At 35.1% G+C, this 14,558-nt stretch carries 11 protein-coding genes; 4 read left to right on the top strand and 7 right to left on the bottom strand.

The window, feature by feature from the left end; translation table 11 throughout:
* Positions 1-110 precede the first annotated feature (110 nt).
* The 4 genes from OEV82_RS03305 to OEV82_RS03290 form a co-directional block, all read right to left on the bottom strand.
* Positions 111-1,895, bottom strand: a complete 1,785-nt coding sequence (locus OEV82_RS03305) for an acyl-CoA dehydrogenase family protein (protein WP_173659989.1) — start codon at positions 1,893-1,895, stop codon at positions 111-113.
* Positions 1,896-2,062: 167 nt separating this feature from the next.
* Entirely contained in the window at positions 2,063-3,238 is a 1,176-nt protein-coding gene (locus tag OEV82_RS03300) for an acetyl-CoA C-acetyltransferase (RefSeq protein WP_263061014.1), read from the bottom strand.
* Positions 3,239-3,591: 353 nt separating this feature from the next.
* Positions 3,592-5,976 (bottom strand): 3-hydroxyacyl-CoA dehydrogenase/enoyl-CoA hydratase family protein, encoded by a 2,385-nt coding sequence (locus OEV82_RS03295; protein ID WP_263061013.1) that lies wholly within the window; start codon positions 5,974-5,976, stop codon positions 3,592-3,594.
* Between the two features lie 228 nt (positions 5,977-6,204).
* Positions 6,205-7,122 carry a proline dehydrogenase family protein gene (locus tag OEV82_RS03290; protein ID WP_173659983.1) on the bottom strand — a complete coding sequence of 306 codons (918 nt, stop codon included), beginning with the start codon at positions 7,120-7,122 and terminating at the stop codon, positions 6,205-6,207.
* A gap of 239 nt (positions 7,123-7,361) precedes the next feature.
* Between OEV82_RS03290 and OEV82_RS03285 the strand changes: the two genes are divergently transcribed.
* The 3 genes from OEV82_RS03285 to OEV82_RS03275 all read left to right on the top strand — a co-directional run bounded on the left by OEV82_RS03285 (position 7,362) and on the right by OEV82_RS03275 (position 9,318).
* Entirely contained in the window at positions 7,362-7,631 is a 270-nt protein-coding gene (locus OEV82_RS03285) for a hypothetical protein (protein ID WP_263061012.1), read from the top strand.
* 29 nt (positions 7,632-7,660) lie between these two features.
* The gene (locus OEV82_RS03280) at positions 7,661-8,008 is read left to right on the top strand and encodes a spore coat protein (protein ID WP_263061011.1); all 348 of its coding nucleotides are present in this window, start codon (positions 7,661-7,663) and stop codon (positions 8,006-8,008) included.
* A 188-nt stretch (positions 8,009-8,196) separates the two neighbouring features.
* A complete protein-coding gene (locus tag OEV82_RS03275; protein ID WP_173659977.1) occupies positions 8,197-9,318 on the top strand; it encodes an AI-2E family transporter in 1,122 nt (373 codons plus the stop codon).
* Between the two features lie 88 nt (positions 9,319-9,406).
* On the opposite strand, the gene OEV82_RS03270 is transcribed toward OEV82_RS03275, so the two are convergent.
* Positions 9,407-10,318: a chemotaxis protein gene (locus tag OEV82_RS03270; RefSeq protein ID WP_263061010.1), complete on the bottom strand. Its 912-nt coding sequence runs from the start codon at positions 10,316-10,318 to the stop codon at positions 9,407-9,409.
* Between the two features lie 334 nt (positions 10,319-10,652).
* Between OEV82_RS03270 and OEV82_RS03265 the strand changes: the two genes are divergently transcribed.
* On the top strand, positions 10,653-10,910 hold the full coding sequence (locus OEV82_RS03265; protein ID WP_263061009.1) for a DUF1450 domain-containing protein: 258 nt from the start codon (positions 10,653-10,655) through the stop codon (positions 10,908-10,910).
* A gap of 98 nt (positions 10,911-11,008) precedes the next feature.
* On the opposite strand, the gene OEV82_RS03260 is transcribed toward OEV82_RS03265, so the two are convergent.
* Together OEV82_RS03260 and OEV82_RS03255 are read right to left on the bottom strand one after the other, a co-directional pair.
* On the bottom strand, positions 11,009-11,476 hold the full coding sequence (locus tag OEV82_RS03260; RefSeq protein ID WP_263061008.1) for a YwnF family protein: 468 nt from the start codon (positions 11,474-11,476) through the stop codon (positions 11,009-11,011).
* Between the two features lie 301 nt (positions 11,477-11,777).
* Positions 11,778-14,381, bottom strand: a complete 2,604-nt coding sequence (locus OEV82_RS03255) for a calcium-translocating P-type ATPase, PMCA-type (RefSeq protein ID WP_263061007.1) — start codon at positions 14,379-14,381, stop codon at positions 11,778-11,780.
* Positions 14,382-14,558 lie beyond the last annotated feature (177 nt).

The raw sequence follows: 14,558 nt of genomic DNA, 5'->3' as shown, positions 1-14,558 counted from the left end.
GATCCTTTTATTTTTTCACAATTCCTATTCCCGAAATAAAAGAAACCCGAGAATCGTCAAATAATCTTTCTCGGGTTTCTTATTGCTAACCTTTTTCAATTTTGATGTCGTTACACAACATATTTTTCCTTGTCAATAATTGTTGCAGCGGCCTCACGCTTTTTCGCAATTACATTGATTGGCGTATGGCGAGTTAATTTACGTAAAGCAGATAATGTCATACGCAGATTATCGCCACTTGCAATCGCAACAACCGTTTCTTTAGCATCATTCTCAATGCGGTTGAATGCTTCTTGACAGAAGATTTCAGTATAAAGTAACTTCTGTTTGCTATTTTCTAAACCATCACGATGAACAGCTTTTTCAGTACGTAAAACAACAGATTCCATTGCATATATGTTAGAAACGATATCAGCAAAGTTTACTAATATTTCTTGTTCTTTTTCAAGTTCTTGACCATATTTTTGTAAAGCCAATCCAGCTGTCATTAGAGCAACTTTCTTAGCATTTCGTACTAAATATTTTTCTTGTGCTAGTGGCTCGTCACCTGGTTCTTCAGGCATTAACATCATAATTTCTTCTTGGAGACTTTGAGCTTTTTCAAGTAAAGGCAATTCACCTTTAAAAGCTTTTTTCACGAAAGTACCTGGCACGAGTAAACGGTTGATTTCGTTGGTCCCTTCGAAGATACGATTAATGCGTGAATCACGGTATGCACGTTCTATTTCATACTCTTGCATAAAACCGTAACCACCATGAATTTGAACACCTTCATCAACAACATGATCTAATACTTCCGTGTTGAAAAATTTATTCAACGAGCATTCAATGGCATATTCAGCAATAGCTGCAGCGATTTCTTTTCCATCTTTTTGCTGTTCCTCAGTTAAATGGCTCATTCTTTCCTCGAACAGTCCTACCGTACGATACACAGCACTTTCAGCTGCATAAATTTCGGAAGCGAGTGTCGCAAGTTTTTCTTTTGTTAAATTGAAACTGGAAATAGGTGTATTAAATTGTTTTCGTTCATTTGCATATTTAACTGTTAATTCAAAGGCAGTTTTTGCGCCACCTACAGCACCTACACCTAATTTATAACGGCCGATGTTTAAAATATTAAAAGCAATTTTATGACCTTTTCCAATTTCACCAAGTACATTTTCAACCGGTACAGGTACATCTTCTAAAATTAATGTTCGAGTTGAAGAACTCTTGATTCCCATTTTCTTTTCTTCTGCACCTGTAGAAACTCCTGGAAAGTCGCGTTCAACGATAAAAGCAGTAAATTTATCTCCATCCACTTTCGCATATACGACAAATACATCCGCAAAACCTGCGTTTGTAATCCATTGTTTTTCCCCGTTTAAAATATAATGAGTTCCTTCTGCATTAAGCTTTGCTGTTGTTTTTGCACCTAGCGCATCAGAACCGGAACCAGGCTCAGTTAATGCATATGCAGCCAACAATTCACCTGTAGCTAATTTTGGTAAATATTTTTTCTTTTGTTCTTCATTTCCAAATAATACGATTGGTAAAGAGCCGATACCAACATGAGCACCATGGGTAATTGAAAAACCACCGGCACGTGCCATTTTTTCACCAATTAAAGCAGAAGTAATTTTATCTAGTCCAAAACCCCCGTATTCTTCAGGTACATCTGTTCCTAGTAAGCCAAGTTCACCAGCTTTTTTTAGTAACCGAACCGAATGTTCAAATTCATGGTTTTCTAAATGATCAATAACAGGTAAAACTTCATTTTCAACGAATTCTTCTGTCGTTTTTGCGATCATTTTATGTTCTTCAGTGAAATCTTCCGGTGTATACACCTGCTCTGGAAGAATTTCATCAATTATAAAACTTCCACCTTTTACTACTTGATCGATAGATTTTGTCATTTACAAACTTCCCCCTTATTCATTTTTACTTTGTTCGTAAGCAATTAGTTGATAATGGCAGGCTTTCTCCACTATAGAAAAAGCCAAAAAATACATTTTTTCTACTGCGTGAGTGTTTGAGTGTATAGAGCTGAAGGTAGATATTGTATATGTTAATAATTAAGAATTTATAATAATTCAAATACACCGGCAGCCCCCATGCCACCACCGATACACATAGTCACAACACCAAATTGAACATCTCTTCTACGCATCTCATGGATTAACGATAACGTTAATTTTGCTCCTGTACATCCAAGTGGATGACCAAGGGCAATAGCGCCTCCGTTAACATTCACAATTTCTTCATCCAGACCTAATTCTCGAATAACTTGAATGGACTGGGAAGCAAAAGCTTCATTAAGTTCAAATAAACCAATATCAGATAATTCTAATCCAGCTAATTCTAAAGCTTTTGGTACAGCTACAATTGGACCAATTCCCATTACTTCCGGCGGAACACCACCAACAGCAAAGGAACGGAATTTTGCTAAAGGTTTCAATCCTTCAGCCTCCGCTTTTTCACGGTCCATTAATAGCACACTTGCTGCACCGTCACTCATTTGAGAAGAATTCCCGGCTGTAACCGATCCTTTAGCAGCAAAGGCAGGTCGCAAGTTTGCTAATATTTCCATCGTTGTATTTGGTCTAACCCCTTCATCAGTATCAAACACAACTTGTTTTTCTACTAGTTTATTATTTTTATCAATCGAACGGAGCGTGACTTCAACTGGAACGATTTCTTCTTTAAACTTTTCATTTTCAATTGCTGCCGCTGCTCTTTGGTGACTGCGAACAGCAAAAGCATCCTGTTCTTCACGAGAAATACCGTATTTATTTGCGACTTGTTCCGCTGTATGACCCATACTCATGTAGTATTCTGGTGCGGTTTCTACCAATGTTGCATTTGGACGAATAACATTTCCCGTCATCGGAACCAGACTCATAGACTCTACGCCACCTGCAAGTACTGCTTCAGCACCGCCGAGCATAATTTTTTCAGCACCGTAAGCGATTGATTGAAGTCCTGATGAACAAAAACGGTTTATCGTAATAGCAGGTGTCGTATATGGTACGCCAGCTAGAGCACCTATATTTCTTGCAATATTTAATCCTTGTTCTGCTTCAGGCATAGCACACCCCATTATAAGGTCATCGATCGGCCCATCGTAATTATCTGCTCGTTTTAACGTTTCTTTCACTACTAGTGCACCTAAGTCATCCGGTCGAACATGGGCAAGTGTACCCTTTTTCGCACGTCCAACAGGGGTACGTGCACCGGAGACGATAACCGTTTCTCTCATTTTAGCTCCCCCTTTGTTTGTAAATTGCAATTGTTTTTGGTTACTTGTCGTTGCGTTCTGTAGGTATTTTTATACTCATGTCTTTTATTAAGGCCATTCCTTTCGACATTTATACTGATTTTCTCTTATTGTGTCCGCGAGAATGCCTATCGCGGACATTTCTTCCTGTCTTTCTCTCTATTTTGTCCGCGATATCGTCTATCGTAGACATTTCACGTCGTTTTTCTCTCTGTTTTATTTACAATATCTCCTATCGTGGACAATTTACGCTAGATCTTAGAGGTTATGTCCGCGAAAGCACTTCGAAAATACCTCGATTGGAAATCTCATCACACTGTCAACAGAAATGTCTATCAATTCCGCAATGGTTTTCCTTTCATAAGCATATGTTGCATTCTTTGTTGTGTTTTTACTTCACCAATTAAGCTAATAAAGGCTTCTCTTTCTAAATCTAATAGATATTGTTCATCGACTTCTGTTCCATAAGGTAACTTCCCACCAGCTAATACATATGCTAATTTCTTCGCAATATGAAGATCATAATCCGAAATATAACCAGACAAATGCATCCCTTGAGCAGCTAAAAGTAATGTTGCATAACCAGTTTCACCGACAACTGGTACTTTCCTCCGGATTGGTGGTACATATCCACTGTCATGAAGGTCAATAATCCATTGCTTTGCATCATGAATGCGATGGTCTGGATTTTTACTAATGCGGTCTAAATTATTCAAGAATCCATTTTCTCTTGCTTCAGCAGCTGAAGTCGAAACTTTTGCCATCGCTACTGTTTCAAAAACTTTATTCGCTACATTTTGTAAATCAATTTTGACCCCTTTCGGAAGGCTATTTAAATGTTTAATATACAGTTCTTTTGTTCCGCCACCACCAGGGATTAATCCGACACCTACTTCAACTAGACCTATATAACTTTCCGGTGAAGCTTGAACTCTAGCCGCAGGTAAAATAACCTCTGCTCCACCACCAAGAGCCATTTGGTGAGGTGCAACGACTACTGGTTTTACGCTATATTTAATTTTCATCATTGCTTGTTGGAACTGTCGAATAACAAAATCTAGTTCATCAAAGTTACCATCTTGAGCTTCCATAAGCATAAGTGCAATATTTGCTCCTACACAGAAGTTTTTACCTTGATTAGCAATAACTACCCCTTTATAGTTTTTCTCAACTTCATCGATCGCTTTATTAATCATTTGTATAATATCTAAACCAATAGCATTGTTTGGCGAGTGAAATTCTAGCAAGGCAACATCGTCACCAATATCAATGAGACTTGCGCCTGAATTTTTCTGAATAATTCGATTTTGTTTTTTCAATAATTGTAAATTGATGTATTTTTCATTTTGTTGGACCGGTTTATATTCACCGCTGTCATAAAAATACATTGTTCCATCTTCTTCTTTGTAAAATGAAGTAAACCCTGAGCTTACCATTTCTTTTACCCAATCTGGTACGGTAAGACCGTCTTTTTCCATTCGTTCAATTGATGCTTCTAGGCCAATTGCATCCCAAGCTTCAAATGGTCCTTGTTCCCAACCAAAGCCCCACTTCATTGCATTGTCTATAGAAACGATATCATCGGCAATTTCATTTAATAGTGACGCACTGTATATTAATGTTGGTGCAAACACATTCCATAATAGTTGACCTGTACGATCCTTCGCATAAATTAAAGTTTTTAATTTCGCACTGGTTCCTTTTTGTTGTTTAGCAAGTTCGATGGATGAGGTTTTCATTTTCTTTCGTGGCTCATATTCTAATGTAGTAGGATTTAACTCTAAAATTTCTTTTCCTTTTTTCAAGTAAAAACCTTGACCCGTTTTTGAGCCGAGCCATCCTTTGTCCAACATCTTTTGTAAAAATTCAGGAACAGTAAATACTTCTTTTTCTTCTCCTTCCACCTGTTCACGAACATTATTTGCTACATGAACAAATGTATCAAGACCAACAACATCTAAAGTACGGAATGTGGCACTTTTTGGACGACCAATGATTGGACCCGTAACAGAATCAACTTCACCAATTGAATAACCATTTTGTAAAACTTCACGTAGTGTGATTAACAATCCATATGTTCCTATGCGGTTAGCAATAAAGTTTGGTGTATCTTTCGCAAGAACAACACCTTTACCGAGCACATCCTCGCCAAATTTTTGCATAAAAGAAACAACTTCTGGATCCGTATCTTTTGTTGGTATCACTTCCAAAAGTTTCAAATATCGTGGTGGGTTGAAAAAGTGAGTGCCTAAAAAGTGCTTTTTAAAATCTTCCGAACGACCTTCAGCCATTGCATTTACAGAAATTCCGGATGTATTAGAGCTAACGATAGAACCTGGTCTACGGAATTGATCTACTTTTTCAAATACGGATCTTTTTATATCAAGTCTTTCAGTAACAACCTCAATGATCCAGTCAGCTTCTTTTAATTTTTCTATGTCATCTTCTAAATTTCCAGTTTCTATTAATGCGATATTTTCTTTTGCAGTTAGTGGCGCAGGTTTTTGTTTTAAAAGTTTTTGCCTACCAGCATCAGCAATCCGATTGCGAACTTTTCGGTCTGAAAGTGTCAGACCTTGAGATTCTTCTTCCTTAGTTAATTGATTAGGGACAATATCAAGTAGTAAAGTTTGTATTCCAATATTTGCTAAATGTGCAGCAATGCCAGACCCCATAACACCTGATCCGATCACAGCCGCTTTTCGAATCTGTAGTGTCAAAATTCTTCCCCCTTTGCCGTCTTGAATGAATACTCATTCATTTTATGTTAAAAAAATAATCCATCTGACTCTACATAAACAAATATATAAGAATTTTAAGAACAATGCAATAAAAATGTTTCTGTTTTTACTATATTTTATGAAAAATAAAAAATATTGCTATTACACCAGAAAGAACAGATACAAATTAATTTATATAAATGGGGGAAATGATGAATCCCCCTTTTTTTACTTTTTAAACATATTTTTAACAACAAACCACACATTTGCTGGCCGTTCCGCAAGTCTTCTCATGTAATAACCATACCAGTCTGTCCCATAAGGTACGTATACACGCATTGGATATCCCTCTTGAATGAGTTCAAACTGTCTATCGGTACGAATCCCATAAAGCATTTGAAATTCATATTGATCTTTCGGTATATTTAATTCCTTTACCAATTGTTTTGTATACTCAATGATCGCATCATCGTGGGTAGCAATGGCAGTAAAATTACCGTTTTCCAAGTGTAAACGAATCAATTTCTTGAAATTTTCATCAACATCTTTTTTATCTGGAAAGGCTACTTCCGATGATTCTTTATAGGCACCCTTTACTAGGCGTAGACTTGCATCATACGCATCCAACTCTTTTATATCTTTTTCAGCTCTGTATAAATATGCTTGAATAACGGTACCAAGATGTTCATATTCTTTTTTAAAAGTTTTATAGATTTCTAATGTCTTTTCACAGCGTTCATAGTCTTCCATATCAATCGTCACAAAAACTTGATATTCTCTTGCTTTATTAATAATCCGTCTAAAATTAGTCATTACTAGTTCTTCTGAAATATCCAAACCTAGCGACGTTAATTTTAATGAAACTTGTGCATCTAAGTTTTCCTTTCCTATAGCCTCAATTGTCTTAATTGTTTGATTTGTCATGTTGAGTGCCTCATTTTCACTATTTACAAATTCCCCTAAATAATCAACTGTGACCACTAACCCTTTCTTATTCATATTCTTTATAATTTGAACAGCCTGATCAACCGACTCACCAGCAACAAATCGTGATGCACCCAGTCGCAACCCATATTTTTTGGCCAATTTTGTTATTGTTTTATTTTTGGATAAAAATAAAAAGCAATTCCGCATCAAATTCTCCATGTTGCATCCCCCTTTAGTAGGCTGAATTAAGAGAATTTTCCAAAAGGTATTCTCAAAAATTATTTTATCATGAATTTGATAGTATGGATATGAAAACGATTACAAAAAAGTAAAAAACTGAACAATGAGAATATCATAGTCGCAAACATAACACAAACGAAAATTTTATATTTTTACATAGAATTTCGTTTAATTGGAAACCTATATTTGACAAAAAAGTTACATTTAGGAGGTTAAAAATGGAACAACAACCTATCCATCAAAATCAGCAACCGATCATGATGACACCACCAGAAGTTGTCACAGTAAAAGATTCCTTATATTTAACGGATATGCTTTCTTGGAATTTACTAGCGATGAAAAAGGCTCATTTTTATGCTCAACAATGCCAAGATCAAGAAATTAAAGCAGCATTAGATAAAGTAGGGATGATGCATCAAAAGCACTATAATCAAATTCTTCGTCATTTAAATAAACAAAACAATCAGCCTATGGGCAAGACACAATAAAAAAATATGAATAAAGGTGGGGTAAAAGAATGAATCAACAAAACCAGCAAAATAAAATCCAAAATCCAGCTGTCCAAATAGAAAAGACTCCGCAAATGAATGATCGAGATTTTACCAATGATATGCTCGCAACAGAAAAATATATGACTGATGCTTATAGCACTGCATTAAATGAGGCGAGTCACCGTTCTCTATATCAAGATATTTTGTCGATTTACAACGAAACACAAAATTGTCAACGTGAACTGTTCGAACTCATGTTTAAAAAAGGTTGGTACAGCTTTGAGGCAGCAGAAACGCAAAAATTACAACAATCTTACCAACAGTTCCAAGGATATACGAACCAGTTTCCATATCACAACCAACACTTGCAATAATAGGGGCCAATTTTAGCCCCTTTTTTTAATGCGAAAAAATATCGGTAATTTCTGAATGAATATCAGTTTTAATTTACATGTTCTTATTTTCTTTATCTTTTCCTATACAAATTTATAAAAATGTGGAAATCTAAACATTTTTTCATTACTATTAAGTTAGATTGAAAATCGGGAAGGAGTAAACGGTATTGTTCAAGTCAAAATTACAATTCTGGACGTTAGAAATTTTACTAATCGTAGCGATTATCTACATACTGACAAAAATATCATTTTTATTTGATCCCGTTGTTGTGTTTATGTCAACCTTGTTTTTCCCTATATTAATTTCTGGGTTTCTTTACTTTTTATTTAATCCACTCGTTTCTCTTGCCCAAAATAAGTTAAAGATCCCACGTACATTAGGTATTATCATACTTTACCTTCTATTCATTGGACTGCTTGTTTTTGTTATTGCAACTGTCGTCCCAATCCTTACACGACAAATTAAAGAATTAATTAACAATATCCCTTTCTATATTGATGAAATTCAGTTCTTTTTTGAACAATTTTTACGTTCAGAAGCATTTCACTGGGTACAAACCCAACAATATGTCGATATAGACCAAGTCATAGATACATTAACAAGCTATTTATCAGCCATTCCTTCTACGATAACGAGTAGTATTTCTGGTATTTTTGGTGTCATTGCCAATACCGCAATCGTGATCGTTACAGTTCCATTTCTTTTGTTCTTTTTATTAAAAGATGGACATAAATTGCCAAATGCAATTGTAAAATTTATTCCTTCATCCTATCGTAAAGAAGGCTTATCAATTCTAAAAAATACAACAGACACATTAGCTGCCTATATTCAAGGGCAAATGATTGTTTCCCTTTGTGTCGGAACGTTATCTTACATTGGTTATTTAATTATCGGCTTGGACTATGCACTTATCTTAGCTATTGCCGTAGCCGTTACCAATATTATTCCTTATCTTGGACCGATTCTTGGGGCTGCACCTGCTGTGATTGTGGCGATGTTTGATTCCCCTATCATGGTAGGGTTAGTGATTGTTGTTGCTGTTATAGCTCAACAAATTGAAAGTAGTCTCATTTCACCACTTGTGATTGGTAAACGATTAGACACCCATCCAGCAACCATTATCATCATCTTATTAGTAGCTGGCAATCTCGCAGGTGTGCTCGGTATGATTCTTGGTGTACCTGTATACGCTGTATGTAAAACAATCGCCCTAAATATTGTCCGTCTTATAAAACTCCACCGAAATTATAAGAGGGAACTTGAAACAAATAATCCAACACAAACATAACCATTAAAAAAGGGTTGTCCGAACGGAAGATCAAGGACAACCCTAATTATTGTAATCAATAGAAATATGAGTATCTAAATTTCTAAAGTTATAAAATAAACTTATCGATTTCTTTTACTAAATTTACTAAATCAGGTTTACTAATTTGCGCACTTGCTCCTACCGATTCCCCTTTATGATATAAGTCTTCTGTGATTAAAGAAGAGAAAATAATGACAGGTATATCTTTTAATTTCGGATGGTTTTTCACTCGATATGTTAAGTGATGTCCATCCATCTGTGGCATCTCAATATCTGTTAGAAGTAAATGAACCTTATCTGTCGGACGAACGGTTTCATCTTCCGCATAGTTTTCTAAGTATTCCCAAGCCTCTTTACCATTTTGAAAAAAGGTGACGTTGTCATAGCCAGCCCCTGTTAAGGTATCCTTTAATAAAGCTCGTAAAACTCCTGAGTCTTCTGCTACAACAATTTTTTTAGTTGAACGTTCACGATGACCAAGCATTTTGATACTCTCGGCACTTCCACCTAATGCTGGATTAATCTCTACGACTATTTTTTCTATATCCAATAAAATCGACATTTCTCTTTCATCCAACTTAATAACCCCGGTAGCATATGGTTGGTCACTAATCGTTAAATCGTTCGGCTTTTCTATTTGTTCCCATGATATACGGCTAATGCGATCAATTCCATGAACACGAAAGGCAATTTTCGTTTGATTTAATTCGGCAACGATAAAACGGTCCGAATCATGAATACTAGACGGAGCATTAATCATTTTGGCCAAGTTGACAACGGCAATTAGTTCACCGCGTAAATTAATGATTCCCTCTACCGCTTCATGTGAGTTCGGAACTTTTGTAATCGGTGCCGGCATAATAATTTCACGGACCTTCAAGACATTAATCGCATAAGTTTGACTACCGATATGAAACAAAATAACTTCTAATTCATTAGTCCCGCTTTGTAACAAAATTCCTTCCTTGCTATGTTCCATTTCCCAAATCCTCCAGTAGCTATATTAAAAAACGGCTTTCTCATGTATTAACTGTATATTATTTATCGGCACTAAATTCATTTTTTTAAAAGTTAGAGATTAAACACACGATATATATTTATTTTATCATTCGTTCATATATAATTTGCTAGTTTTAATAATTATATAAACATTGAATTATCATCTTTTACCAGTGTAAAAAGTCAGAAACATAACATTATAAAAAACATTACAAAAAATAGTATAATAAAGAATAAATACACCAATGGAAAAGAACAAAACGGTTTTAGGAATCAAATAATTTTTTTATAAAATCAAAGGTCGGTGATAGGTAATGGGACTATTTTCAATCCGGAAAAAAACGGCAAAATTACAAGTATGTACGAATAATCTAAATTTATTTTTCGATGACGAGATGATTGAAGAATTAGAGGAAATAATAGATGAAAAAGGAATAATCACGAAGGAAATGGATTGTTTGGACTACTGTGAAGAATGCACCTGCCAGCCTCATGCGCTTTTAAACAAAAAGTATATATATGCGGAGAAACCAGAAGAACTGCTGAATATAATAAAGGAAAATATTTCTTAAAAACACATAAAATTGACTCTATTCTTTAAATCATAATCGATGTGACATAAATAAAGAAACTCCCTAATCTTATATTCGGAGTTTCATTTTAGAATCATTTATTCTTCATCTGTTTTAAATTGATTAAAATAACGCATTCGCTTCATTCGATCTTCCTCTTGAAGGAATTTAACAAAATTTTCCATCGCCAAAATAGGTTTATCATTAACAATACGGATATAATGTTTTTTCCGTTCATCTGTCATAATCGAACTTTTATTAATTCTCTCTATAATATAACGAAGACCGATGTTTCGAATTTCTTTGCGGTTAATTTTTGCTTCTTTTAATAAAGCAAAGCCCACCGCACCGACAATGGCAAATACAAATAACAAAATATATACATTCGTATCCTTTGGCGTAAAGAAGAGTAGAACGACTAAATTAATAACCGCAATGCCGATCAGCGGAAACGTCCAAAACATATATTTCGAGGTTTTCTTTGCAAGAGGAAGGATTAATTTTTGGATTTGCTCAATTTCTTTTTTTATATTTTCTGGAAAACTATTCATTAAAAAGTTATCCAACATCATCATCCTTTTTTGAAAATCTATATATAATCATATCCCATTAAAAATAAACTTTTAGATTCAATTTATTCTAATTAAACCAAAAATATGATAAAAAGGAAAGCGAAAGGAACCTTCTAAAGCATAAAGTTTTTAACAACTTTGTCAATTTCATGAAATGAAAAGACCTACCTATGTAACTCAAGGTAGGACTTTTTAACAATACACCTGTCTGAAACGGTATAATAAATTGCCAAAAGTTATGCACAAACTAATTCAATAGAAGCAAAACTGATAAAAGTTAGTTATGAACGAGTATTTATCTTTCAATAATTAATTTATAAATTTGGATGCTAATCAATGGGAATAAAGATAAACCGAAAATCGTCCAATAATAGGTTGCCTCTAATGGCACAACTTCAAAAACTCCCATTACACCTGGAGTCAATACAACAAAGGCCAGCAGCAAGACACCGATAAAGACTGCACCCCAAACAAATTTATTCTTAAATATACCTGTTTTAATAATCGATCGATTTGTTCGACAATTGAAACTATGCAAAAGCCGAGAAAAGCAAAGAGTAGTAAAGGCCATTGTCATGGCAGTTAAACCACCATCATCTACTTGTAGACCGATTAAAAAAGCTGCAATAACACTAATTGAAATAATTACACCACCAATAACGACCTGTGCCATAAATTTTTTATTTAATAAAGGTTCATTAATATTACGTGGTTTTTGTTTCATTAAACTTTCATCCATTGGCTCTAAGCCAATGCCGATTGCCGGTAAGCTATCCGTCAACAAGTTAATGAACAATAGTTGTACCGGTGCAAATGGGACTGGAAAGCCGCCTAATGATGCAAATAGTACTGCTATTATCGCCGCCGTATTCCCAGAAAGTAAAAATTTAATTGCATTTTTAATATTGGCATAAATACTGCGGCCGTTAGAAATTGCCTTAACAATTGTAGAGAAGTTATCATCGGTTAAAACCATGGAAGCTGCATCTTTAGCAACTTCGGTACCCGTTATTCCCATTGCAATACCAATATCTGATTGTTTTAAAGCTGGTGCATCATTGACACCGTCACCAGTCATCGCAACAAGGTGGCCAGTATCTTGCCAAGCACGAACGATGCGAATTTTATGTTCTGGCGATACTCTTGCGTATACGGAAATATTTTTGACACGTCTTCGTAATTCTTCGTCACTCATTTGCTCAACTTCTGCACCTTCCACCGCTTCTCCACCTTCAGATAAAATACCAATTTGCTTTGCAATGGCAGAAGCTGTTACCTTATGATCTCCAGTAATCATAACCGGTGTAATACCGGCTGCCTTCGCCTTCTCTACAGCCTCTTTCGACTCAGGTCTAGGTGGGTCCATCATGGCAAGTAAACCGACAAAAATTAAATCTGATTCATCATCTGTTGATACGTTGTGATGATCAGGAAGGATTTTATAACCAAGAGCTAACACTCGAAGACCATCTTTAGAAAATTCAAGGTTTGCTTGTAAAATTTTATGACGATCCTCATCCGTTAAATCTCTTATTCCATTAGATGTGGCCATCTTTACAACACGACTTAATAAGACATCTGGTGCACCTTTTGTAATCATTCGAGTCTCATCATTAATTTTATGTACCGTACTCATTAATTTACGGTCTGAATCAAAAGGCACTTCCGCTAACCTTGGATATTGTTTTCGTAAATCAAGCTCATCATCAAGTCCGATTTTTTCTGCTAAATTAACCATAGCCACTTCCGTTGGGTCTCCAATTTCCTTCCCATCTTCGGTTATGGCATCATTACATAAAATAGACATCGTCACAAACTTTTTACCAAAATCATTGTCAGCATCCCAATTATTTTTATCAATGATTTTATTATCGATATATAATTTCTGAATAGTCATTTTATTTTGAGTCAATGTTCCTGTTTTATCGGAGCAGATAACCGATACACTACCTAAACTTTCAACCGAATGAAGCTTTCGAATAATCGCATTTTCCTTTGCAAGTTTCTGCGTGCCAAAGGCAAGTACAATTGTAACGATAGAGCTTAATGCCTCAGGGATCGCTGCAACAGCTAGTGAAACAGCAAACATAAATGAATCGACAAGCTCTCGTCCACGAAACATATCTAAAGCAAAAATAATAATAGCGATGAGAATAACAATAATGGCAAGTTTCTTACCAAAATTATCGAGACTTACTTGTAACGGTGTTTTCTTTTCTTTAGCACTACCTAGTAAATTGGCAATTTTTCCGATTTCCGTTTGCATACCAATATCGGTGACAACTATTGTTCCTCTTCCATAAGTAACAAAACTACCGGAAAATGCCATATTTGTTCGATCACCTATACCAACTTCTTCTGGAATCGCCTCAATGGTTTTATTCACACTCTCCGATTCACCTGTAAGAGAACTCTCGTTTATTTGTAAACTGGCACTTTCAAGAACACGTCCGTCCGCACTAACATAGTCGCCTGCTTCTAAGAATAAAATATCACCCACAATAACTTCCCTTGATGGAATTTCAATTTTTTTACCATCCCGTAATACTTTCGCAGAAGGGGAAGATAACGCTTTTAAACTATTTAAAGATTGCTCAGCCTTTACGTGTTGGATTGTGCCTAAAATCGCATTTAATATTAAAACAACAAGGATAACGATTGAACTTTCAAACTCTCCAATAAAAGCTGAAATAAGTGCTGCAACTAATAAAATAATGACTAGAAAATCTTTAAATTGTTCAAAAAACACTTGGACTGTGCTTTTCTTTTTCGCTTCCTCTAATTCGTTAAAACCATATTGTTGTCTTCTTTTTTTTACTTTTTCATTCGTTAGACCTTGATCCGTAACCCCTAATTCTTCTAATGTCTCTTGAACGGACTTTTTATAAAACTGGGTCATTTTCATTCTCCTTTTACTTAGAAAAATTCCATATTTATATGATTTTATCTATTGACATTTTTATACATGAATCTCTTTCACTTATTTAGAAACCTTCACTTTTTTAATCTATTCCACGTTATATAAGAATGGATATAAAAAAGCTATATTTAGGGGTTTTCCTAAATATAGCACAAT

The sequence above is a fragment of the Pallidibacillus thermolactis genome, from assembly GCF_025660415.1.
Taxonomy (GTDB): Bacteria; Bacillota; Bacilli; order Bacillales; family Caldibacillaceae; genus Pallidibacillus; species Pallidibacillus thermolactis.
The sequence above is the reverse complement of the archived record's forward strand: the minus strand, read 5'-3'. Positions and strand labels throughout refer to the sequence as shown.

What these genes read in the sequence shown, in the direction of transcription:
- OEV82_RS03280 (WP_263061011.1), top strand. Translation starts at nt 7,661, where the DNA reads ATGAATCAACAAAACCAGCAAAATAAAATCCAAAATCCAGCTGTCCAA.
- OEV82_RS03305 (WP_173659989.1), bottom strand. Translation starts at nt 1,895, where the DNA reads ATGACAAAATCTATCGATCAAGTAGTAAAAGGTGGAAGTTTTATAATT.
- OEV82_RS03290 (WP_173659983.1), bottom strand. Translation starts at nt 7,122, where the DNA reads ATGGAGAATTTGATGCGGAATTGCTTTTTATTTTTATCCAAAAATAAA.
- OEV82_RS03285 (WP_263061012.1), top strand. Translation starts at nt 7,362, where the DNA reads ATGGAACAACAACCTATCCATCAAAATCAGCAACCGATCATGATGACA.
- OEV82_RS03300 (WP_263061014.1), bottom strand. Translation starts at nt 3,238, where the DNA reads ATGAGAGAAACGGTTATCGTCTCCGGTGCACGTACCCCTGTTGGACGT.
- OEV82_RS03265 (WP_263061009.1), top strand. Translation starts at nt 10,653, where the DNA reads ATGGGACTATTTTCAATCCGGAAAAAAACGGCAAAATTACAAGTATGT.
- OEV82_RS03270 (WP_263061010.1), bottom strand. Translation starts at nt 10,318, where the DNA reads ATGGAACATAGCAAGGAAGGAATTTTGTTACAAAGCGGGACTAATGAA.
- OEV82_RS03255 (WP_263061007.1), bottom strand. Translation starts at nt 14,381, where the DNA reads ATGACCCAGTTTTATAAAAAGTCCGTTCAAGAGACATTAGAAGAATTA.